Consider the following 20,976-nt stretch of genomic DNA (forward strand, 5'->3'; position numbering starts at 1 on the left):
TTATATTGATGTGGTGGTGAAGGCGAAGAGGTCACACCTGTTCCCATGCCGAACACAGCAGTTAAGCTCTTCAGCGCCGATGGTAGTCGGGTCGATCCCCGTGAGAGTAGGACGCCGCCACGTCATTCTTAACCCCTTCAGGAATTTCCTGAAGGGGTTTTCTGTGTGGAATGCCCATCAATCCAGCAGATATTCAGCTGTCGATGACTTACTCTCTGAATTTTCCTCCATAAACTTTCTTTTTATATGTATAAGGTTGATAGATTGGGAGATACTATTAGTAAATCTAGTAAAGTTCGCTAGAAAGTAATAGTAAAGGAGGGGATCGTAATGAGTAGAAAAGATCAATGCAGCATTTGTTCCAGAGAAACGGAAGAGGGCATTTATTTGTTAAGAGTTTATATTTGTGAAGCTTGTGAGGCAGAAATGATTGGTACTCCTGCCGATGACCCAAGGTATGAATATTTCGTCAAGCGGATGGCCAAAGCTCACAAATCTATGATTCCTTCTTAAAATAGCGTAGCAGCTATGATTGAATGCCACTTCATCCCAGACTGGGATGAAGTGTTTTTTCTATAAGGGTTGATTCTCTCTTATCCATTATCTGGTGAAGACCGCTACTTGTGTTGCTTGTGTCATTCTTTTTATGTACGCTTGAGGGTGGAAGAAGGTGTTTGAAGTGACTTACAGCCGTGCGCCTTTATATGAGGCACTCAGTGAAAATATAAAGGGAGACCCTATTTCATTCCATGTCCCTGGTCATAAATATGGAAAGGTATTCTCGAGCAATGCAAAATCAAGTTTTCACTCCATTCTTGAATTAGATGGAACAGAAATTGGACGGTTAGATGATTTGCATGCGCCAGAAGGTGTGATCAAAGAGTCTCAGGAGCTGGCCAGTAGCTATTTTGAAAGTGATGAAACTTTTTTCCTTGTGAATGGATCAACCGCTGGGAATTTAGCGATGGTTTTATCGGTATGTAAACCTGGGGAGAAGATTATCATCCAAAGAAACTGTCACAAATCTGTGATGAATGGTATAGAATTGGCCGGTGCCTGCCCGATATTTCTATCTCCCCTCTATGAAGAGGAGACGAATCGATATAGCAAGGTCTCTAGGGATAGTGTGAAAAGAGCTTTAGAGGAACACCCTGACAGTAAAGGAGTTTTGTTGACTTATCCTGACTACTTTGGGCGTGCCTATGAATTGAATGAAATAGCTGATCTCGTTCATGCTCATAAATTGCCCTTGTTAATTGATGAGGCACATGGTGTCCACTTTCATTTAGATGGGTCCTTTCCCACCTCCGCTATGGCTGCTGGCGCAGATGTTGTTGTCCAATCTGCTCATAAAATGGCCCCGGCGATGACAATGGCCTCCTATTTGCATGTGAAAGGGGATCGGGTCAATATCAACTTGATCCGTCACTACTTACAGATGGTCCAATCCAGCAGTCCATCCTATCCTTTAATGGCAAGTCTCGACTTGGCAAGAGCTTTTATGGAAGGATGGGGGGAAGCGGAGAGACTTACACTTTTTTCATTTATTGAAGAAGTGAGAGAGGCTTTCGGGTCTTTTACCTCAACATGGAGATTGCTTCCTGTCGGGGAATACGACGACCCTTTGAAATTGACGCTGGAAGTAGATGAAGTTTCTGGGTTTGAATTATCGCGTTTTTTAGAGGAAGTACAAGTTGTCCCTGAATTGGCTACTTCTCATCAGGTACTGTTAATCCTTGGGCTGGAACCGAGTTTGGATCGTAAAGAGTTGGAACGCCGTCTCGATTCCGTTGATTCGCGATTAAAAAACACTTCAAACAATGCTACAATAAGAGAAGTTAATATATCGTTTCCAGAAATTCAAACATTAGAAATGGGTTACGCAGATATGCAAAGGATGAACGATGTACAGATGAGATGGTCACAGGCTGTGGGATGCATAGCTGCTGAGGCCATCATTCCGTATCCTCCGGGAATTCCTTTGCTTATGAAAGGAGAACGCATTTCAAAAATACATTATGAACATGTTTTGTCGCTTATAGATCAGGGGGCGCGTTTTCAAAATGTAAACATTGAACAAGGGTTACGAGTGTTTAAAGGAGAATGTTTGTGAAGGGTTTGTTTGTAACGTTTGAGGGTGGCGAAGGGGCAGGTAAATCAACCATGCTTCGTGAGCTAGGGGAAGAACTGAGAGCAGAAGGATATCCAGTGCTGGAGACACGAGAGCCTGGAGGTATCCGGATTGCTGAAAAAATCCGTGAAGTCATCTTAGATCCCTCTCATATGGAAATGGATGGGCGTACAGAGGCTTTACTTTATGCAGCTGCACGCAGGCAGCATCTGGTGGAAAAAGTGGTTCCAGCGTTAGAAGAGGGCAAAATAGTGCTATGTGATCGTTTCATCGATTCCAGTCTGGCTTATCAAGGAGTGGCCCGTGGATTAGGTTTAGATGAAGTTCATCAAATCAACGATTTTGCTATTGAGAATTGTATGCCTGACCTTACACTTCTGTTCAATATTAAGCCGGAAGATGGATTGGCCAGAATAACTGCTAACAAAGGCAGAGAGCAGAATCGCCTGGATCTGGAACATATAGGATTTCATGAAAAGGTTTATGAAGCTTATCAAAAGCTTGCTTCACAGTATTCGGAGCGAATACGTATCATAGAAGCAGGACAGTCTTTTGAAAACGTAAAGAAGGATGCTTTACAAGTTTTGCATACTTACTTGTCATCATAGGTTCCTTCCTTTTGTTATAATAGGATAAAACACCCAATAGGAGGGTATGTTCGAATGAAAATGATCATTGCAGTCGTTCAGGATAAGGATAGCAACCGTTTGACGGAAGCGTTATCGGAAAATGATTTCAAAACGACAAAACTTTCTACCACAGGTGGTTTTCTAAGGGAAGGCAACACCACATTCATGATTGGATGTGACGATGGTGAGGTCGATGACGCACTTGATATTATAAAAAAGAACTGCAGTCAGAGAGAACAAATGGTAGCTCCAATATCACCGATGGGTGGAAATGCAGATTCATACATCCCAAAACCGGTGAAAGTGGAAGTCGGTGGCGCTACGGTCTTCATCCTGCCCGTCGATTCCTTTTTTCAGTTTTAATTAAGGAAGGATTCACCTATGAAGATAAGTCAGGAAATGCGTACACAAATAGATGGTGCACAAAAACAGGCTTCCCGGCAAATGCAAGGGAAGCCGAACTTTGATGCCATGGTTCAATCTCAGACCCGTCAACTTCAAGAGACGCAGTTGAACCAATTAATGAAGAGCATTACTACACAAGGAGAACGAGTCGCTCGTTTTCGCTCTTTTCGTGATTTAGCAAAATATAAACGGTTGATCAGAGATTTTGTTAAGGAATCTGTACAATATGGAATGAATCTAAAGCACTCACACAGTTGGAACCAACATGGACAAACACGAAAATTGACCATCGTCGAATCCGTAGATGAAAAATTGGCTGAATTGACAGAGGCCGTCATGGACCAGGAAAGCCGATCGGTGGATTTGCTCGGTCTCATAGGAGAAATCAAAGGGCTGCTCATCAATTTATATACGTAAGGACGGAATGAGTATGCAGACATGGACAGAACTGAAACAAATCCAGCCACTGGCTGCCCAAATGTTGATGAACAGTTTTATGAAAGACCGGATTTCCCATGCTTATCTATTTCAAGGGAACCGTGGCACAGGAAAAAGAGAGATGAGTATTCTTTTTGCCAAAAGTATCTTTTGCAAAAATAGAGATGGGGCCAGTCCTTGTCAAAATTGCCGTGACTGCCATCGCATCGATTCGGGTAACCATCCGGATCTTCATTGGATTGAACCTGATGGACAATCCATAAAAAAAGATCAAATTCTACATTTACAAAAAGAATTCACATATACAGGGCTTGAGTCCAATAAAAAAGTTTACATTATCGTAGACGCAGAAAAAATGACCGTCAATGCTTCCAATCGTTTATTGAAATTTTTAGAAGAACCAAGTCAACAGACGACGGCAATGCTATTGACGGAGAGTGGACCAGCGATATTGGATACCATCCGTTCTCGTTGTCAGCTCCTCGCTTTTCAACCATTGAACCCAGTACGGGTCGAAGAAAAATTAATAGAAGAAGGGGTATCCGCATCAAATGCCAAACTCCTGGCTTCTTTGACGAACAATTTGACAGACGCTCTTGCCATGAATGAAGATGAGTGGTTTGCGAATGTGCGAAAATTAGTGATACAATTAATTGAAGTGCTTCAAAATAAACCAAATGAAGGACTTTTGTTTATCAATCATCAGTGGATGCCTCATTTTAAGGAACGCACCCAGTTGCAACGTGGTCTCGACGTGTTGATGCTTTGGTTCCAAGATGTAATTAATCATTATTTGGACCGGGAAGAGCACATCATATTTACAACAGAGAGAGAGAAGCTGAGCCAAGCCTCCATGAGATGGTCACGTCAATCAGCTGCACGCTGTTTATCCAATATTCTTGAGGCGAAACGAAAGATAAATCAAAATGCCCATCCTAATTTAGTGATGGAACAACTTACCCTTCAACTACAGAGGTGATGATCGAATGATCGAAGTTGTAGGTGTCCGATTTAAACAGGCAGGTAAGATATATTATTTTGATCCAGGCGGACTGAAAATGACTACAGAAGACTATGTCATCTTAGAGACCGTTCGCGGAATCGAATTCGGAAAAGTTGTCATTGCTAATAAATCCATAGATGAAGAAGACGTTGTTTTACCTCTTAAGAAAGTCATCCGATTAGCAGATGATAAAGATAAAGTAACGGTGGATGAAAACAAAGACAACGCTCTGGAAGCTTACCGGGTTTGCGAAAAGAAAATTCGCGAACATAAGTTGGACATGAATCTTGTTGATGTTGAATATACGTTTGATCGTAATAAAGTCATATTCTATTTTACGGCAGATGGCCGAGTAGATTTCCGTACCCTTGTTAAAGATTTAGCTTCTGTATTCAAGACCCGGATCGAGCTTCGGCAAATCGGAGTGCGGGATGAAGCGAAAATGCTGGGTGGAATCGGTCCATGTGGCCGAATGCTTTGTTGCTCAACTTTTTTAGGTGATTTCGAACCTGTTTCTATAAAAATGGCCAAAGATCAGAACTTATCCTTGAATCCAGCGAAAATTTCTGGTTTGTGTGGTCGACTGATGTGTTGTCTCAAGTACGAGAATGATGATTATGAAAGTGCGAAAAAAGAGCTTCCTGACCTAGGTGAAAGCATTGCGACTTCCTTTGGTAAAGGAAAGGTTGTCGGTCTTAATATGCTGGAACGTATGGTCCAGGTTGAATTCCGCGATAAAGAACGGGTCCTTGAATACTCTTTACAAGAGTTGATCGACGAAGGAGTCCTTCAAACAGAAGCCTCAGAATAAAAGGGTGGAGTCAAGCGTGAAGAAGAAAGCCATATTTGAACAAGTATCATATTTTGAAAGTCAAATCGGAGAGCTCTATGAACAGCTTGGCGATTTGAAGAAGCAGCTTGCTTATTTGTTGGAGGAAAACCAGCATTTATCCCTTGAAAATCATCATTTGCGACAACGATTAGAGAAAGAAAATGAGAAAGCGCAAACTTCCTCACATACAGATTCTAAGCAGGACAAAGGTGCTGTGGTTGGTGAAGGATACGATAACCTTGCCAGGCTCTATGAAGAAGGCTTTCATATTTGTAATTTGCATTTTGGCAGTCCTAGAGATGAAGATTGTTTGTTTTGCTTGTCTTTCTTGAATAAAAAGAAATAATCCCAGGTCCAAGCCTTTCCTTGCTCGTCCGAGGAAGGGCTCTCTTTATATCTAAGTGCTATTGGCAAAAAGCTTCTGGACAGAACGATTCTTCAAAGACTCGATTTCGAGACTGTCGTGAAGATTCTAGGGGCTGCGGGGAACAACTCGCTCTCCGCGGGCGTGTGCTGAGCCTCCTCAGGCTGTCGCCTATCCCGCTCCTCCCGCAGGAGTCTCGCCGTTCCCCCAGCCCCTTTGCCGTATACTCTTCTCGAAATCACATGGTATGTCCAACTTTAATGGAGCGGGAATATAAGTATCTATTGGCGCATAGAACCTGATATAAAAGCATTCGGATGGGTTACATGCCACACTTTCTTTTATGGAAATGTCCGTTCACCCAAGATACAGGTGGATTGGAAGGGGAATGACGAGGCTCCCGCGAGAGAAGGAGCTAGGCCTCACAGGGAGTGTCAACGAGTGCGGAGGCCGTCTTCCCCGTGGAAAGCGAGTAGTTTCCCATCCCCTATTCGCACAACCAAATGTATCGAAACTGATTATTCAACATAAGGCTGAATTTACCAGTGGTTAACACATGAAAAATAAAGTAATAGCTAATAGATAGAAAGGAACAACATAGATGGTTCAATTATATGGTGATGAAAGAATTGATTTTTTGCTAGCTAAGGAAAATATGAGGATCATCCAAAGCTCTAGTGTTTTCGCTTTTTCATTGGATGCTGTTTTATTAGCAGATTTTACATATGTACCTAAAACCCGGGGAAAGATTCTCGACTTGTGTACAGGTAATGGAGTAATCCCGCTTTTTCTATCAACGAGATCGAGCGTTCCGATTACCGGAGTAGAAATTCAGGAACGTCTCTATGATATGGCCTTGCGAAGCATTGAATTGAATGATTTAGGGGAGCAGCTTGAAGTGATTCAAGGAGATTTGAAAGAGATGCCCGCTTATTATGGCAATCGGAAATTTGACCTTGTCACATGCAATCCTCCATATTTCCCTACTCCTCAGACAGATAAACAAAACTTGAATGAACATGTAGCTATAGCCCGCCATGAAATTCATTGTACACTTGAAGAAGTGATTCAATCTTGCAGTAAGTTAACAAAATCAGGGGGGAAGGTTTCAATGGTTCATAGACCTGAGCGGATGGTGGAAATCATTGAATTATTCAGAAAATATAAACTGGAACCTAAGCGCATGCGTCTTGTGTACCCGAAGGAGGGAAAAGAGGCGAATATTTTACTGATTGAAGGAGTTCGTGATGGTAAATCCGGTCTTAAAATCCTCCCTCCTCTATATGCCCTGACACAAAATGATGAATATACAAAAGAATTAAGGGAAATTCTTTATGAATAAACACGTTGTGTATATGCTACGGTGTAAAGACAGCAGCTTATATACAGGGTACACGAACAACTTAGAAGCTCGTTTGGAGAAACACCGCGATGGTAAAGGTGCCAAGTACACGAGAGGTCGCGGTCCATTGGTTTTAGAAGCTTTTCAAACCTATGAGACAAAGTCAGAAGCTTTACAGCAAGAGTATCGACTCAAACAGATGACAAGAGAAAGAAAAGAACGGTGGATTTTAAATTGCAAGAAAGGAGGGGCTAAGGAAGATGAAAATTCAAAAGAGCTTTAAGGAACAATCAGAAACTGGAACTCTGTATGTTGTTCCTACCCCTATAGGGAATTTAGAGGATATGACCTTCCGTGCTGTCAAGACATTAAAAGATGCGGATGTCATTGGTGCAGAGGATACAAGAAATACAAAGAAACTATGCAACCATTTTGAGATTATCACGCCGCTCGTCAGTTATCATGAACACAACAAACATACGAAAGGTCCACACTTAGTCGATCGTCTTCTCAATGGAGATGACATAGCAATTGTCAGTGATGCAGGGATGCCCGGTATTTCTGATCCGGGTACAGATCTTGTCCAGAGATCGATCGAGGAAGATATTCCAGTGGTTGTATTGCCTGGTGCGAATGCTGCATTACCTGCATTGGCCGGTTCTGGTCTGTCTACAGAGGAGTTCTACTTTTGTGGTTTTTTACCACGGAAGAAAAAAGAGCGTGCTCTAGTTCTAAAGCGGCTTGAGTCTATTCAGGCTACGTTAGTTTTTTATGAATCTCCTCACCGCTTGAAGGACATGCTGGCGCATCTTCAAGAACACTTCGGTTCACGCAAGGCGACATTGGCCCGGGAATTATCGAAACGTTTCGAAGAGTATGTGCGGGGAAGTTTAGAAGAATTGGCAGCATGGGCAAATGAAGGGGAACTGCGGGGAGAGTTTTGTGTTCTATTAGAAGGTGCAGAAGAAGGGGAGCATAAGGAAGAGTACTGGTGGGCACACTTATCATTGATCGATCACGTCGTGCACTATATGGAAAAAGAAGGGTTGAAAAACAAACAAGCGATTAAGCAAACGGCTTTAGACCGTAAGCTTCCGAAACGGGATGTCTATCAAGCTTATCACGTCGATGGGGAATCCAACTGAACAGCATTTCCATAAAAAACCCCTTACTGTCAGGCCTGTGGACAGCAAGGGGTTCGTTTAGAACATATGTCTTTTTGATTTCTCTATTAACCAGTCAATCGTCTAATTATTTATCTCTATAATTATTTATTTTAGGTTGTCTTGCAGTTCGTGCAGTAACATTTGGGCGCCCTCTTTACTTAGCACCAGGTTGCCATTCGCCAGTTTCAAATTCTCATCTGAAACTTCCCCCGTAACATGACAAGTCATGTTAGGCTTGTACTTTTTAAGGACGATGCGATCATCGTCGACATAAATTTCCAAAGCGTCTTTCTCATTAATTCCCAATGTGCGACGAAGTTCAATCGGGATAACTACCCGACCAAGCTCATCGACTTTTCGTACGATACCTGTAGATTTCATTTTTTTGTCTCCCCTCAATCAAAAGTATTATCGTCATGATTCGACATATGTCTCGACATTATAGTACCAACCATTCCCAGACGTGTCAATTCCTAATAGTGGGGAAAGGATTTCCAGTAAGACATACCAGGTAAGGTATATGGAATGCTGGAAATGAGCATTTATTTCAGGCCTATACCTATACTTCCTATCTCTATCTGTCCCATATTTGGTTGGTTTAACCAATTGGGTATTATACATTATATTTTACCAAAGTATTTACATATGTGAAATGTAAATATCCACTTCTTTTGACAGTTTTACTTAAAATTCGGTATATTTTAATGTTAGGAATGGAAATAAAGAAGATAAATCGATAGAATGATACCATGACCTTATTGGTAATGGATTAAAGATTTGAGGAGGGAACAGTATGCCAGAGGAAAATAAGACGTTTTATATTACGACACCTATTTACTACCCTAGCGGTAATTTGCATATTGGACATGCTTATACGACTGTAGCAGGGGATGCAATGGCCCGCTACAAACGATTAAGAGGATATGAAGTCATGTACCTTACAGGAACAGATGAACATGGCCAGAAGATCCAGCGGAAAGCAGAAGAAAAAGGCGTGCCTCCACAAGAATATGTCGACGATATTGTGAGCGGTATTAAGCAGCTATGGGATAAATTAGACATTTCCTATGATGACTTCATCCGTACGACACAAGATCGTCACAAGAAAGTTGTCGAAAAAATCTTTGATTACTTGATGAAGAAAGGCGACATCTACTTAGATCAATATGAAGGATGGTATTGTACGCCATGTGAATCATTCTTTACAGAACGGCAATTAGAGGGTGGACATTGTCCGGATTGCGGCGGTGAAGTGGAGAAGGTTAAAGAAGAGTCTTATTTCTTCAAAATGAGCAACTATGTCGACCAGCTGCTCGAATTCTATGAAAAGAATCCTACGTTCATTCAACCGGAAAGCCGTAAGAATGAAATGATCAACAATTTCATAAAGCCTGGCTTAGAAGACCTTGCTGTATCTCGTACGACGTTCGACTGGGGCGTTGGGGTTCCAGGGAATGAAAAGCACGTCATTTATGTATGGATTGATGCACTGAGTAACTATATCTCAGCATTGGGCTACGATACTGATGACAATCAACGTTATCAAAAATTCTGGCCAGCAGATGTTCAGCTTGTCGGAAAAGAAATAGTCAGGTTCCATACGATTTACTGGCCGATCATGTTGATGGCTTTGGATCTGCCACTGCCGAAGAAAGTTTTCGCACATGGATGGATTTTAATGAAAGACGGGAAGATGTCCAAATCAAAAGGGAACGTCGTCGATCCTGTCCAATTAAGTGATCGTTATGGTTTAGATGCGCTGCGTTATTACCTTCTTCGCGAAGTGCCGTTCGGTTCAGATGGTGTCTTTACACCAGAAGCATTTGTCGAGCGTACGAACTATGACCTTGCCAACGATTTAGGAAACCTCTTGAACCGTACGGTAGCTATGGTCAGCAAGTACTTTGATGGTGAAATACCTGAACTTAAGCTTGGAGAAGATGAATATGATCAGAGCCTTGAACAATTAGCTAAAGAGACAAGACTCTCTGTGGAAGATTCACTTGAGAATATGGAGTTTTCTGTAGCTCTGGCCGATCTATGGAAGTTTGTCAGCCGTACAAACAAATACATTGATGAAACACAACCATGGGTACTTGCCAAAGATGATAATCAAAAAGAGCGTCTTGGAAATGTGATGGCTCACCTTGCCGAATCCTTAAGACAGACAGCTATTATGCTCCAACCATTCTTGACCCAGACGCCTGAACGTATCTTCCAACAGCTTGGGATCAAGGATGATCAGAATAAGGCATGGGACAGTTTAAGTGAATTCGGTGCGATTCCAACAGGAACTCACGTTGAAAAGGGTCAACCGATTTTCCCTCGGCTAGATGCAGAGGAAGAAACTCAAATCATCAAGGACATGATGAAAAAGCCTGCACCGCAAAAGGAAGAAAATATAGAACAAAAGAAAGATCAGAAAGAAGAAGTGACGATTGACGACTTTATGAAGCTGGACTTCCGTGTAGCTGAAGTCTTGAAAGTGGATAAAGTGAAGAAAACGGATAAACTTTTGAAGATTCAACTGGATCTTGGATTTGAACAACGCCAAGTCGTCTCAGGTATTGCAGAACATTACTCAGTCGAAGAACTTGTCGGTCAGAAGGTCATATGTGTAGCTAACCTTAAACCAGTGAAGTTACGCGGGGAATTGTCTGAAGGCATGATTTTGGCTGGTGAAGATGACGGAAAGTTGGCGTTAGCTTCAGTCGATCAGACATTGAGTAACGGCACGAAAGTTAAATAACAGGGATAGGAAAAGGGAAAGCTCTTACAGCGCTTTCCCTTTTCCATCGTTCAGAAATCTCTATACAAGTATGGATGCATCCATTTCGGAACAAGTGCTATGTGATTAATGGAGGTTTTCTTATTGTTAAAACAAGAGATTCTTCTGAATGGCAAGGGACCGATCCGAAAGCTTAATAAATCCATGAAGAATAGAAAGGCGGTTTCAATTATGCTTTTTGATACACACGTACACTTGAATGCTGACCAGTTTGAAGAAGATTTAGAAGAAACAATTCAACGGGCCCAGGATGCTGGCGTTGAATACATGACAGTCGTAGGATTCGACCGAAAAACAATTCCAAAAGCGATAGAAATAGCTGAAAACAATGAACGTATTTACGCAGCAGTTGGTTGGCATCCGGTAGATGCGATTGATATGACGGAAGCAGATCTCGAATGGATAGAAGAATTATCCTCCCATCCGAAAGTTGTAGCGCTCGGGGAGATGGGGCTGGATTATCACTGGGACAAATCCCCTGAAGAGACACAGAAAGAAGTATTTCGAAAACAAATCCGCCTTGCGAAAAAAGTAAAGATGCCGATTATCATCCACAACAGGGAAGCGACAGAGGACATCGTGCAGGTATTAAAAGAGGAAGAAGCTTCAGAAGTTGGCGGGATCATGCACTGTTATAGCGGTCCGGTAGATATAGCTAAGGAGTGCTTGGATATGAATTTCATGATTTCTTTAGGAGGCCCAGTCACCTTCAAGAATGCGAAATTACCGAAAGAGGTCGCTAAAGCAGTGGATTTAAAAAATTTACTCATTGAAACGGATTGTCCTTTTCTTGCCCCGCATCCGAATCGTGGAAAAAGAAATGAACCAGCTTATGTCAAACTGGTTGCCGAACAAATCGCTGAGTTGAAAGGTGTTTCTTATGAAGAGGTCAGTCAAGTGACAACGTCGAATGCTCTCGAGTTTTTCGGTATTAAGTCGTAACATAGGGGGCCTTGGTAGGAATGTTACAAAAGCAAAGGATTTGTATGGGAATTGTAACATGCCTGTTATGTTAATTAACTAGGTATAATAGCATAATGAAGGAGTCAGTGATATTCAACTGGCTCCTTTTTTTATTTGAGGAGGATTGTTTGACATCAAAATGTCACATGACTACAATAAAACGCGTGCTTAAGAAAGGAGGCTAAAGGATGAAAATAGGGAATATGTTGAAATCAGCCATAAGTCATACACTGATTTGGGCATCTGTGATCGCAGTCCTATGTATCGCCTTTTTAGTAACCGTTTCATATGAAGCTACGAAAGCTTCAGTAAAAGTGACTCAAAATGGTCAGACAGAATTAATTCGCACTCATGCTAATACTATCGAAGATCTATTATCTGAACTAGAAGTCACGGTACAACAACATGATGAACTATCACATAAACTATCCGATCCGGTTGAGTATGGAATGGATGTCAATTACATAGCATCTAAGTCTATCAATCTAGCCATCGATCGTACCAATACAGAAGAATATTACACAACAGCCTCAACGGTAGGTGAATTCCTCAGTGAGGAGGGTCTTGAATTCAAAGAGCGGGATGAACTTTCCCACTCAGCAGACGCTCCGATTGAACAAGGAATGGATATTGAAGTTAATCAAGCCATTCAAGTCACCTTTGAGGATGGTGGAGAAGAACAAAAAGTTTGGACCACTGCTTCAACTGTCGAGGAATTTCTTCAAAATCAGGAAGTCACCCTAAATGAACTGGATGAAATGAATCTTACAAAAAAGGATCCTTTATCCAAAGATCAACCACTTACGATTACCAGAGTGGAAAAAGTGACGGATATCGTAGAAGAAGAGGTTGACTACACTGTTGAAACGCGTAAAGACGACTCATTACCTAAAGGTGAAAAGGAAATCGTAGCTACAGGTGAAAAAGGGATGGTCACGAAGGAATATGAAGTGATTATTAAAAATGGGGAAGAAACAAGCCGCGAGCTGATTGAGGAAAAGGTAGAGAAGGAAAGCCAAAAAGAAGTTGTCGCTCTTGGTACCAAAGTTGAGAAAAAAGCACCGACGGCCACAGCTTCCGCAAGCTCTTCACCCTCATCAAGTTCAGCTGGTTCATCATCAGGTTCTGCCAGCCAGACATCCACCACAGTTTCCAGAGGAGAGACAAATGGTGCAAAAACGTTATATATGCACGCAACAGCATATACAGCGAATTGCAGCGGCTGTTCCGGCATCACGGCTACAGGCATCAATTTAAAAGCTAATCCTAACCAAAAGGTGGTTGCTGTCGATCCGAACGTCATTCCATTAGGAAGCCGTGTATGGGTTGAGGGTTATGGTTATGCCGTCGCAGGAGACACAGGTGGCGCAATCAATGGAAAGCGCATAGATTTGTTTGTTTCATCCAAAAGCCAGGCTCAAAGTTTCGGGCGTAAGAATGTAAAAGTGAAAATATTGGATTAATCAAAGGTAGCAGAGGATTCATTCCTCTGCTTTTTTCCGTGTATGAACTCGTGGTATGCTATGGAAAGATTATGGTAGGCGATACGGGAGGATAAAGAACTTGAAAATCAAAGAGATCATCGTTGTAGAAGGAAAAGATGATACAGCTAAAATAAAGTCTGCTGTCGATGCGGATACGATTGAAACGAATGGATCAGCGATTGATCAGGTGGTTCTTGAACAGATTAAGCACGCACAGCAAAAAAGAGGAGTCATTATATTCACAGATCCTGATTATCCAGGAGAACGAATCAGGCATATAGTTGACCAGAATGTTCCTGCTTGCAAGCACGCTTTTCTGCCAAAAGATCAGGCACGCTCGAAGCAGGATAAAGGAATCGGTATTGAACATGCGAGTGTTTCTGATATTCGTACAGCCTTAGCCTCCGTATATGAGCTGGTAGATGCAGCTCAAGGAGAAATAACCAAACAGGATTTGGTGGATTTCGGGCTCATCGGTGGGATGAACTCAGCCAACCTCCGCGGGAGACTAGGGGTTGAACTGAGAATAGGAAAGACGAACGGCAAGCAACTGCTCCGGCGTTTGAATATGTTCCATGTCACTTCCAATCAGCTTGAAGAAACTATGAAGAAGATCATGCAGGAGGAAAGAGATGAAAAGTAAAGCAGTGGCGACACCAACGCGTACAAAGGAAATTTTACAGACATATGGTTTCTCTTTTAAAAAGAGTTTAGGGCAGAATTTTCTTATCGATGTCAATATTCTTAAGAATATTATTGAAGAAGCAGGAATTGATGGAACCGTGGGTGCGATTGAAATTGGCCCTGGGATTGGTGCGCTCACAGAACAGCTTGCCCAGCATGCAGATCGTGTTGTAGCGTTTGAAATCGACCAGAGGCTTCTTCCGATTTTGGAAGAGACGTTAGAGGGTCACAATAACGTCAACGTTATCAACCAGGATATTTTGAAAGCAGATGTAGAGCGTGTCATTAAAGAGCATTTTGAACAGGGGCAGCAAGTACGTGTCGTTGCGAATTTGCCATATTATATTACGACACCGATCCTGATGAAGTTATTGATGGATCGTTTGCCCATCGACAGCATAACCGTCATGATTCAAAAGGAAGTGGCGGATCGTATGGCGGCAAGCCCTAATACGAAAAGTTACGGATCCCTTTCCATTGCTGTTCAGTATTATACTGAGGCGAAAGTGGTATTGAATGTCCCGAAAACGGTCTTTATGCCGCAGCCGAATGTGGATTCTTCGGTGCTCCATCTTGAAATGAGGAAGGCGCCTCCTGTTCAACTGGAGGATGAAGAATTTTTCTTTGATGTAGTTAAAGCGACGTTCGGTCAACGGAGAAAAACGCTGATGAATAACTTGGCACGTCATTTCAAAGGAGAAATGGATAAGCAGGAAATCCGTGATCGTCTTGAAAAGGTGGGGATTGATCCATCTCGTCGCGGAGAGTCATTGGCAATGGAAGAGTTTGCATCACTTGCGAATGTTCTATATAAGTAATTTTCTGTAGACTCCAGACACAATGCCCATTTTCTCACATACACTACAGTAGTGTTTGGAATGAGGTGGGGAAATGATGATATCAAGTGGAGATCTCGTTACACGAAAGTCTTATCAGCACGATATAATCTTCCGAGTGAAAACACAGGCTGCCTCTATCGTCAAGCTCATGGGAGAGCATATACGACTAGAAGCCGACGCCCCTCTCGATGATTTGGAAAAAGTGACCGGTGCTGAATTTCACCGCAGAAAAAATAAAGTGGATGAACAGGAAGCTTATTCGTACCGTCTTTTTCGGCAAGATTATAGACTTTTGAAAGAGAAAAGAGAGGCGGAAGCTGGAAGTGGCTACACCACTGGTAAAGAAGCTAACTATTTTCAAATCCCTCCAAGAATCCTTCATATTGATGGGGATCCTCTTTTCTTGAAGAAGTGTATTGCTTTATATGAACAATTGGGATTGCAAGTACATGGTCAATATTTAAATGAAAAAGAAATGCCTGACCAAGTCCTGCCTCTAATTGAAAAGGTGCGTCCGGAAATTGTCGTTTTGACTGGGCATGACGCGTATTCAAAGGCAAAAGGGACCACTAGGGAGCTGGAATCGTATCGACACTCCCGTTACTTTGTCGAAGCGGTGAGGAACATCCGACAACATTACCCGAATTTTGATCAGCTGGTTATTTTCGCAGGAGCCTGTCAGTCCCACTTTGAATCGATCATTAGAGCTGGGGCTAACTTTGCAAGCTCACCTGCGAGAGTCAATATCCATGCTATTGATCCTGTGTATGTAGCTGCCCGTGTGGCCTACACCTCATTCATGGATCACATCAATATTTGGGAAGTCATCAGGAATACAATCAGTGGGGAAGATGGTTTAGGCGGTGTAGAAACAAAGGGCTTGCTGCGGATTGGTATTCCCTATACAAAGGATCAGGAGGAAACGTAACCGTTGTCGCTTAATGGGCAACGGTTTTCTTTATCATAATAAAATTGATTGTAAACCTTTAGCACAACATGATCCGTGTGTTCATTCAAGCACTTAACCCTTTGGTATCTTGACTTGAATTATGGGGAAGCCTTCGTCATGATCAACCGGATTTTCTTTCTCCCTTTACCGCGGGAAAAAATATGAAGATGCGCATGCTTATCAAGGTGCAGGGCGCAGGTTCTTTGTGTTATATGTAGCGCGCATAATTTTCCTAATACTGGATAACCTAACTGAGAAATATTATTTATATCATTCTGTTGCAATGTTTTTGCTCTATTGGTATAATTAATAATTTTATTTGACTTTGTCCATTTGGTGTGATAAGCTTATATACAGTGAGGTGGAGTGCAGTGGCTAAAACGTTAGTAGAAATTAAGCAATCCCTAGAAGGGCAAATTGGTAAACGTTTAACATTAAAAGCGAACGGTGGACGTCGTAAAACGATCGAGCGTTCTGGTATATTGGCAGAAACATATCCGGCCGTATTCATTGTTGAGCTTGACCAAGACGAAAATGCTTTTGAACGTGTATCGTACAGCTATGCAGATGTTCTTACAGAGACAGTCGAATTGAATTTCGACGATTTACAAACTATGGCACTTGAGCAGTAAACCTTCCGTTTGCTGCTTTTTATTTTTGACTTTATCCGTAAGAGTTACACAAGTAACTCTTACCATCTTTACATACAACTACCTTGTTGCTGACCCACGAATTGTCACATACTAAGCTTGTCGTAACTAAGTGAAAGCGAAAGGAGCTGAATACGATGGGACGTAAGAGAAGTATGATGTCCGATTCGTTGAAAGAAGAGATCGCGAAAGAACTTGGGTTTTACGACAAGGTCGAGAAAGATGGCTGGGGCGGCATTACTACACGTGATGCAGGTAATATGGTGAAACGAGCAATACAAATGGCAGAAGAACAAATGGTGAAAAACCAGAACTAAAAAAGAATCCCTTGATGCTCCTGCATCGAGGGGTTCTTTTGAATTATAAAGGTTCATTTTCCGGGGAATTGATCATTGGTTCACACCCAGGCGTTCCTTGTTATTCTAAATATGGTACAATGCTCTAAGATAATCTTGGAGAAGAGGTGCTTGCATGCAGATACTTGAAAAAGCTCCTGCGAAGATAAATTTGTCTTTGGATGTCCTACATAAACGATCAGATGGTTTTCATGAAGTGGAAATGGTTATGACGACAGTGGATTTAGCTGATCGCATCGAATTGACTCCTCGACCTTCTGAAATCAGTGTTGAATCTGAAAGCAGGTTTGTACCTAACGATGAACGGAACTTGGCTTATCGAGCTGCTAAACTTATGAAAGACCGCTTCGGTGTGGAGAAAGGGGTGAAGATTTTCATTGAAAAAAACATCCCTGTCGCCGCTGGGCTTGCAGGAGGTAGCAGTGATGCGGCAGCGGTGCTGCGCGGTGTAAATCGTATGTGGGAGCTTGGGCTCGGTATGGATGAACTGGCTCGACTTGGAGCTGAAATTGGTTCAGATGTGTCTTTCTGTGTTTATGGAGGCACGGCCCTTGCAACTGGAAGAGGGGAAAAGATCCAGTCGATGCAAGCTCCCCCGCCTTGCTGGGTGGTCCTGTCTAAACCAACTATCGGTGTATCGACCCAATCGGTCTATCAGAATCTGGATTTGGATGGAGCGGAACATCCGAATACAACAGCCATGGTAGAGGCCTTGAAGAATGGTGACTATGAGGGGATTTGTGCAAACGTCGGAAATACACTGGAAGGAGTCACTTTGGCCTTGCATGAGGAAGTGGGACAAATCAAATCCCAGATGAAGCAAGCGGGAGCCGACGCGGTTCTCATGAGTGGCAGCGGGCCGACTGTTTTTTCACTTGTTGAACAAGATGCCCGCGCACAAAGGATTTATAACAGCCTGAAGGGCTTTTGCACGGAAGTATATATGGTGAGAATACTTGGATATCGAGAAAACACTTGAAAAAAACCGTACAAATTTGTTATATTTAATTAAAATATTCGGATTTTGAGGTGTCCTTTTTATGAAAAGAAGTGAAAGGCTTGTCGCGATGACCCATTTCATTCTTGATCGTCCCCGGGAATTAATTTCCCTCCCTTTTTTCTCAGGAAAATACGAAGCGGCTAAATCATCGATCAGTGAAGATCTCGGTATCATCAATAAAATGTTTCAGCATGAAGGTATTGGATATTTAGAAACAATCGCTGGCGCCGCTGGAGGGGTGAAATATATCCCTCAATTTTCAAAGGAGTCCAGTCATTCATTCGTAAGTGAACTGTGTGAACGATTGCAGGACCCTGCCCGACTTCTCCCTGGTGGTTACTTGTTTATGAGTGATCTGTTAGGCGATCCGGAAACGACACGAAACATCGGCCGTCTCTTCGCTTCTGCTTTTCGCGATAAGGAAATCGACGTAGTAATGACTGTAGCGACTAAAGGGATTCCGCTCGCTTATGCCGTGGCTTCCTACTTGAATGTACCTGTCGTCATTGCACGTCGCGATCCTAAAATATCTGAAGGTTCTACGGTCAGTATTAATTATGTTTCAGGCTCAACTAGGAAGATTCAAACCATGGTCTTGACGAAAAGATCTCTGGAACAAGGATCGCGTGTATGTATCATTGATGATTTCATGAAAGCGGGAGGAACAATCGATGGGATGCGCAACCTATTGAAGGAATTTGATGCAGAGCTTGCCGGGATCGGTGTACTGGCGGAAGCAGAAGATGATGAGGAAGATCGTGTGGTAGAAGAATATCTTTCCGTTGTACAAATTGTAAACGCTGATGACCGGAAGTTTTCCATTGAAGTCCGCCCAGGGAACCTATTGGATAATATCTGATTTTTTTCATAATATGTGTAAAGCCCTCATCCTTTTGTATGAGGGCTTTTTTCTCCCTTTACATCACCTGAATTTATTAAATAGAAAAATTTTTAGAAAAATTAGCAGGAATTTTTCCCGTTTTGTGGAATTTGTGTACATAAGTTCTTTTTGTTATAAAGGTGGTGAATCTTAATGGAAGTAACTGACGTAAGACTGCGACGCGTTAATACTGATGGAAGAATGCGAGCAATTGCTTCTATTACCTTAGACCAGGAGTTTGTGGTCCATGACATACGGGTGATTGATGGCAACAATGGGTTGTTTGTAGCGATGCCGAGTAAGCGCACACCAGATGGAGAGTTCAGAGACATTGCACACCCGATTAATTCCGGTACACGCGGAAAAATCCAGGATGCTGTACTTGAAGCCTACCACCGGGCAGGTGAAGAGGAAGAAGCGGAAGTTGAATTTGAAGAAGCAGGAGCTTCCTAATACTTAAGCACAACAAGAGTCTAATCCTAACAGGTTAGGCTCTTTTTTTGCGATTCACGGGTGTATATAAATCAACCATAAACTTGCCGTGGATGATCAAGGCTCTGCGGTTTTGTTTTGTTAAAATACAGGAAATGATCCGTAATTTACCTTTTTCCTCAATTGTTGAAATCGACATTGGTTTAAGATATGATTCAAGGTGGATAATTAGGATGGAGGTACGTTCATGACTAACCGATATGCTGTCGTGCTAGCAGCTGGCCAAGGCACTCGTATGAAATCAAAACTATACAAAGTTTTGCATTCTGTATGCGGGAAGCCGATGGTTCAGCACGTTGTCGACCAATTAAATACATTAGATCTGAAAGAGTTAATTACTGTAGTAGGTTTTGGAGCAGAAAAAGTTCAGGATCAACTTGGTAAAGATAGCCATTATGTTGTCCAAGAAGAGCAGTTGGGAACAGGACACGCCGTTCTGCAGGCTGATGATATCCTTGGAGATAAAGAAGGAACAACAGTTGTCGTCTGTGGAGACACTCCTCTTTTAACAGGGGAGACCCTTCAAAAATTGCTGGATCATCATGACGATGAAAAAGCGAAAGCGACAATTTTGACGGCTCACGCTGAAGACCCTCATGGATATGGCCGTGTCATTCGTGGAGGAAACGGGCAAGTTGAGCGTGTTGTGGAGCAGAAAGATGCTTCCGAAGAGGAGCGGGCAATTCAAGAAATCAACACAGGTACGTATTGCTTTGACAATGCCACGCTCTTTAATGCATTGAAAAATGTTTCAAACGATAATGTGCAAGGAGAGTATTACCTGCCTGATGTTATTGAAATCCTGAAAGACCAGGGAGAAACCATCAGTGCCTATCAAACACCTGAGTTCTCCGAATCACTAGGTGTAAATGATCGTGTTGCCCTATCAAAAGCTGAAAAACTGATGAAATCACGAATAAACGAGCAACATATGAAGAATGGGGTTACATTGGTAGATCCTGATCAATCCTATATCGGGCCTGATGTTACGATTGGTCAAGATGTCGTCATCTATCCAGGTTGTGTGATTGAAGGTACTTCTTCGATAGAAAATGATGCCTTGATCGGACCGAACACGACCATCACAAATTGCCACATCGGTGCAGGAACAACCATTAAACAAAGCGTCGCAGCTGATAGTCGTATTGGGGAACGTGTACAAATCGGACCTTTCGCCCACATACGTCCGCAGTCCACATTAGGTAATAATGTAAAAGTAGGTAACTTTGTCGAAGTGAAGAAAGCTTCGTTTGGTGAAGACAGTAAAGCATCACACCTGAGTTATATAGGTGATGCAGATGTCGGAAGTGGTGTGAACATCGGATGTGGTACAATAACAGTGAATTATGACGGAGAAAACAAGCACCTGACAACAATAGAAGATGATGCTTTCATCGGCTGTAATTCGAACTTGATTGCGCCAGTGAAAGTTGGAAAAGGAGCCTATGTCGCTGCGGGTTCTACCATTAACGAGGATGTTCCGTCAGAAGCTTTGTCCATAGCTCGTTCAAGACAGACGAACAAAGAAGGCTATGCGAGTAAAATGAAATCCATTAAAAAAGATTAACGGAGGGTTCCATC

General features: G+C 42.4%; 24 protein-coding genes and 1 rRNA gene. 24 read left to right on the plus strand and 1 reads right to left on the minus strand.

Going from position 1 to position 20,976, the window contains the following annotated elements; translation table 11 throughout:
* The first annotated feature begins 9 nt into the window (after window positions 1-9).
* From rrf to rsmI, 12 genes are all read left to right on the plus strand, one after another.
* Window positions 10-123, plus strand: a 5S ribosomal RNA gene (gene rrf, locus ACTWPX_RS20785).
* 207 nt (window positions 124-330) lie between these two features.
* Complete coding sequence (locus ACTWPX_RS20790; RefSeq protein WP_128525038.1) at window positions 331-513, plus strand: sigma factor G inhibitor Gin; 183 nt, start codon at window positions 331-333, stop codon at window positions 511-513.
* Window positions 514-670: 157 nt separating this feature from the next.
* The gene (locus tag ACTWPX_RS20795) at window positions 671-2,113 is read left to right on the plus strand and encodes an aminotransferase class I/II-fold pyridoxal phosphate-dependent enzyme (RefSeq protein WP_443121356.1); all 1,443 of its coding nucleotides are present in this window, start codon (window positions 671-673) and stop codon (window positions 2,111-2,113) included.
* Entirely contained in the window at window positions 2,110-2,739 is a 630-nt protein-coding gene (gene tmk / locus ACTWPX_RS20800) for a dTMP kinase (protein ID WP_443121357.1), read from the plus strand. The genes ACTWPX_RS20795 and tmk overlap by 4 nt, the downstream gene beginning before the upstream one ends.
* A 54-nt stretch (window positions 2,740-2,793) precedes the next feature.
* Window positions 2,794-3,123 carry a cyclic-di-AMP receptor gene (locus tag ACTWPX_RS20805; RefSeq protein ID WP_443121358.1) on the plus strand — a complete coding sequence of 110 codons (330 nt, stop codon included), beginning with the start codon at window positions 2,794-2,796 and terminating at the stop codon, window positions 3,121-3,123.
* 18 nt (window positions 3,124-3,141) lie between these two features.
* A complete protein-coding gene (locus tag ACTWPX_RS20810; RefSeq protein WP_128525035.1) occupies window positions 3,142-3,582 on the plus strand; it encodes a YaaR family protein in 441 nt (146 codons plus the stop codon).
* 13 nt (window positions 3,583-3,595) lie between these two features.
* Complete coding sequence (gene holB / locus ACTWPX_RS20815; protein WP_443121359.1) at window positions 3,596-4,582, plus strand: DNA polymerase III subunit delta'; 987 nt, start codon at window positions 3,596-3,598, stop codon at window positions 4,580-4,582.
* Window positions 4,583-4,589: 7 nt separating this feature from the next.
* Window positions 4,590-5,417, plus strand: a complete 828-nt coding sequence (locus tag ACTWPX_RS20820; RefSeq protein WP_128525033.1) for a PSP1 domain-containing protein — start codon at window positions 4,590-4,592, stop codon at window positions 5,415-5,417.
* A gap of 16 nt (window positions 5,418-5,433) precedes the next feature.
* Window positions 5,434-5,784: a DNA replication initiation control protein YabA gene (gene yabA / locus ACTWPX_RS20825; protein WP_128525032.1), complete on the plus strand. Its 351-nt coding sequence runs from the start codon at window positions 5,434-5,436 to the stop codon at window positions 5,782-5,784.
* A 619-nt stretch (window positions 5,785-6,403) separates the two neighbouring features.
* The gene (locus ACTWPX_RS20830) at window positions 6,404-7,144 is read left to right on the plus strand and encodes a tRNA1(Val) (adenine(37)-N6)-methyltransferase (RefSeq protein ID WP_443121360.1); all 741 of its coding nucleotides are present in this window, start codon (window positions 6,404-6,406) and stop codon (window positions 7,142-7,144) included.
* Window positions 7,137-7,427 (plus strand): GIY-YIG nuclease family protein, encoded by a 291-nt coding sequence (locus ACTWPX_RS20835; RefSeq protein WP_443121361.1) that lies wholly within the window; start codon window positions 7,137-7,139, stop codon window positions 7,425-7,427. The genes ACTWPX_RS20830 and ACTWPX_RS20835 overlap by 8 nt, the downstream gene beginning before the upstream one ends.
* Window positions 7,405-8,289 carry a 16S rRNA (cytidine(1402)-2'-O)-methyltransferase gene (gene rsmI / locus ACTWPX_RS20840; RefSeq protein ID WP_443121362.1) on the plus strand — a complete coding sequence of 295 codons (885 nt, stop codon included), beginning with the start codon at window positions 7,405-7,407 and terminating at the stop codon, window positions 8,287-8,289. Before ACTWPX_RS20835 ends, rsmI begins: the two co-directional genes overlap by 23 nt.
* A 126-nt stretch (window positions 8,290-8,415) precedes the next feature.
* On the opposite strand, the gene ACTWPX_RS20845 is transcribed toward rsmI, so the two are convergent.
* The gene (locus tag ACTWPX_RS20845; RefSeq protein WP_128525028.1) at window positions 8,416-8,691 is read right to left on the minus strand and encodes an AbrB/MazE/SpoVT family DNA-binding domain-containing protein; all 276 of its coding nucleotides are present in this window, start codon (window positions 8,689-8,691) and stop codon (window positions 8,416-8,418) included.
* Window positions 8,692-9,103: 412 nt separating this feature from the next.
* Here ACTWPX_RS20845 and metG point away from each other — a divergent pair, with 412 nt between their 5' ends.
* The 12 genes from metG (at window position 9,104) to glmU (ending at window position 20,962) form a co-directional block, all read left to right on the plus strand.
* A complete protein-coding gene (gene metG / locus ACTWPX_RS20850) occupies window positions 9,104-11,059 on the plus strand; it encodes a methionine--tRNA ligase (RefSeq protein WP_443121363.1) in 1,956 nt (651 codons plus the stop codon).
* A gap of 210 nt (window positions 11,060-11,269) precedes the next feature.
* Window positions 11,270-12,040, plus strand: a complete 771-nt coding sequence (locus ACTWPX_RS20855) for a TatD family hydrolase (protein ID WP_443121390.1) — start codon at window positions 11,270-11,272, stop codon at window positions 12,038-12,040.
* Between the two features lie 209 nt (window positions 12,041-12,249).
* Window positions 12,250-13,524, plus strand: a complete 1,275-nt coding sequence (locus ACTWPX_RS20860) for a ubiquitin-like domain-containing protein (protein WP_443121364.1) — start codon at window positions 12,250-12,252, stop codon at window positions 13,522-13,524.
* Between the two features lie 100 nt (window positions 13,525-13,624).
* Window positions 13,625-14,188 (plus strand): ribonuclease M5, encoded by a 564-nt coding sequence (gene rnmV, locus ACTWPX_RS20865; RefSeq protein ID WP_443121365.1) that lies wholly within the window; start codon window positions 13,625-13,627, stop codon window positions 14,186-14,188.
* The gene (gene rsmA, locus ACTWPX_RS20870) at window positions 14,178-15,047 is read left to right on the plus strand and encodes a 16S rRNA (adenine(1518)-N(6)/adenine(1519)-N(6))-dimethyltransferase RsmA (RefSeq protein ID WP_443121366.1); all 870 of its coding nucleotides are present in this window, start codon (window positions 14,178-14,180) and stop codon (window positions 15,045-15,047) included. The genes rnmV and rsmA overlap by 11 nt, the downstream gene beginning before the upstream one ends.
* A 73-nt stretch (window positions 15,048-15,120) precedes the next feature.
* Window positions 15,121-15,996, plus strand: a complete 876-nt coding sequence (gene yabG / locus ACTWPX_RS20875; protein ID WP_128525023.1) for a sporulation peptidase YabG — start codon at window positions 15,121-15,123, stop codon at window positions 15,994-15,996.
* A gap of 392 nt (window positions 15,997-16,388) precedes the next feature.
* The gene (veg, locus tag ACTWPX_RS20880; protein ID WP_008633471.1) at window positions 16,389-16,649 is read left to right on the plus strand and encodes a biofilm formation stimulator Veg; all 261 of its coding nucleotides are present in this window, start codon (window positions 16,389-16,391) and stop codon (window positions 16,647-16,649) included.
* A gap of 155 nt (window positions 16,650-16,804) precedes the next feature.
* Window positions 16,805-16,984, plus strand: a complete 180-nt coding sequence (locus ACTWPX_RS20885; protein WP_443121367.1) for a small, acid-soluble spore protein, alpha/beta type — start codon at window positions 16,805-16,807, stop codon at window positions 16,982-16,984.
* A gap of 154 nt (window positions 16,985-17,138) precedes the next feature.
* Window positions 17,139-18,002, plus strand: coding sequence for a 4-(cytidine 5'-diphospho)-2-C-methyl-D-erythritol kinase (ispE, locus tag ACTWPX_RS20890; RefSeq protein ID WP_443121368.1), 864 nt, complete (start codon window positions 17,139-17,141; stop codon window positions 18,000-18,002).
* A 61-nt stretch (window positions 18,003-18,063) separates the two neighbouring features.
* Window positions 18,064-18,882 carry a pur operon repressor gene (gene purR, locus ACTWPX_RS20895; RefSeq protein ID WP_128525020.1) on the plus strand — a complete coding sequence of 273 codons (819 nt, stop codon included), beginning with the start codon at window positions 18,064-18,066 and terminating at the stop codon, window positions 18,880-18,882.
* A gap of 174 nt (window positions 18,883-19,056) precedes the next feature.
* The gene (spoVG, locus tag ACTWPX_RS20900) at window positions 19,057-19,356 is read left to right on the plus strand and encodes a septation regulator SpoVG (protein ID WP_128525019.1); all 300 of its coding nucleotides are present in this window, start codon (window positions 19,057-19,059) and stop codon (window positions 19,354-19,356) included.
* 226 nt (window positions 19,357-19,582) lie between these two features.
* Complete coding sequence (gene glmU / locus ACTWPX_RS20905) at window positions 19,583-20,962, plus strand: bifunctional UDP-N-acetylglucosamine diphosphorylase/glucosamine-1-phosphate N-acetyltransferase GlmU (protein ID WP_443121369.1); 1,380 nt, start codon at window positions 19,583-19,585, stop codon at window positions 20,960-20,962.
* Window positions 20,963-20,976 lie beyond the last annotated feature (14 nt).

The sequence above is a fragment of the Halobacillus sp. H74 genome (assembly GCF_052246715.1).
Classification (GTDB): Bacteria; Bacillota; Bacilli; order Bacillales; family Halobacillaceae; genus Halobacillus; species Halobacillus litoralis_A.

Coding starts and splice junctions, on each gene's coding strand:
- ACTWPX_RS20790 (WP_128525038.1), top strand. CDS start 331: ATGAGTAGAAAAGATCAATGCAGCATTTGTTCCAGAGAAACGGAAGAG.
- ACTWPX_RS20805 (WP_443121358.1), top strand. CDS start 2,794: ATGAAAATGATCATTGCAGTCGTTCAGGATAAGGATAGCAACCGTTTG.
- ACTWPX_RS20810 (WP_128525035.1), top strand. CDS start 3,142: ATGAAGATAAGTCAGGAAATGCGTACACAAATAGATGGTGCACAAAAA.
- holB (WP_443121359.1), top strand. CDS start 3,596: ATGCAGACATGGACAGAACTGAAACAAATCCAGCCACTGGCTGCCCAA.
- ACTWPX_RS20820 (WP_128525033.1), top strand. CDS start 4,590: ATGATCGAAGTTGTAGGTGTCCGATTTAAACAGGCAGGTAAGATATAT.
- ACTWPX_RS20830 (WP_443121360.1), top strand. CDS start 6,404: ATGGTTCAATTATATGGTGATGAAAGAATTGATTTTTTGCTAGCTAAG.
- ACTWPX_RS20835 (WP_443121361.1), top strand. CDS start 7,137: ATGAATAAACACGTTGTGTATATGCTACGGTGTAAAGACAGCAGCTTA.
- rsmI (WP_443121362.1), top strand. CDS start 7,405: ATGAAAATTCAAAAGAGCTTTAAGGAACAATCAGAAACTGGAACTCTG.
- ACTWPX_RS20845 (WP_128525028.1), bottom strand. CDS start 8,691: ATGAAATCTACAGGTATCGTACGAAAAGTCGATGAGCTTGGTCGGGTA.
- metG (WP_443121363.1), top strand. CDS start 9,104: ATGCCAGAGGAAAATAAGACGTTTTATATTACGACACCTATTTACTAC.
- ACTWPX_RS20855 (WP_443121390.1), top strand. CDS start 11,270: ATGCTTTTTGATACACACGTACACTTGAATGCTGACCAGTTTGAAGAA.
- ACTWPX_RS20860 (WP_443121364.1), top strand. CDS start 12,250: ATGAAAATAGGGAATATGTTGAAATCAGCCATAAGTCATACACTGATT.
- rsmA (WP_443121366.1), top strand. CDS start 14,178: ATGAAAAGTAAAGCAGTGGCGACACCAACGCGTACAAAGGAAATTTTA.
- yabG (WP_128525023.1), top strand. CDS start 15,121: ATGATGATATCAAGTGGAGATCTCGTTACACGAAAGTCTTATCAGCAC.
- ACTWPX_RS20885 (WP_443121367.1), top strand. CDS start 16,805: ATGGGACGTAAGAGAAGTATGATGTCCGATTCGTTGAAAGAAGAGATC.
- ispE (WP_443121368.1), top strand. CDS start 17,139: ATGCAGATACTTGAAAAAGCTCCTGCGAAGATAAATTTGTCTTTGGAT.
- purR (WP_128525020.1), top strand. CDS start 18,064: ATGAAAAGAAGTGAAAGGCTTGTCGCGATGACCCATTTCATTCTTGAT.
- spoVG (WP_128525019.1), top strand. CDS start 19,057: ATGGAAGTAACTGACGTAAGACTGCGACGCGTTAATACTGATGGAAGA.
- glmU (WP_443121369.1), top strand. CDS start 19,583: ATGACTAACCGATATGCTGTCGTGCTAGCAGCTGGCCAAGGCACTCGT.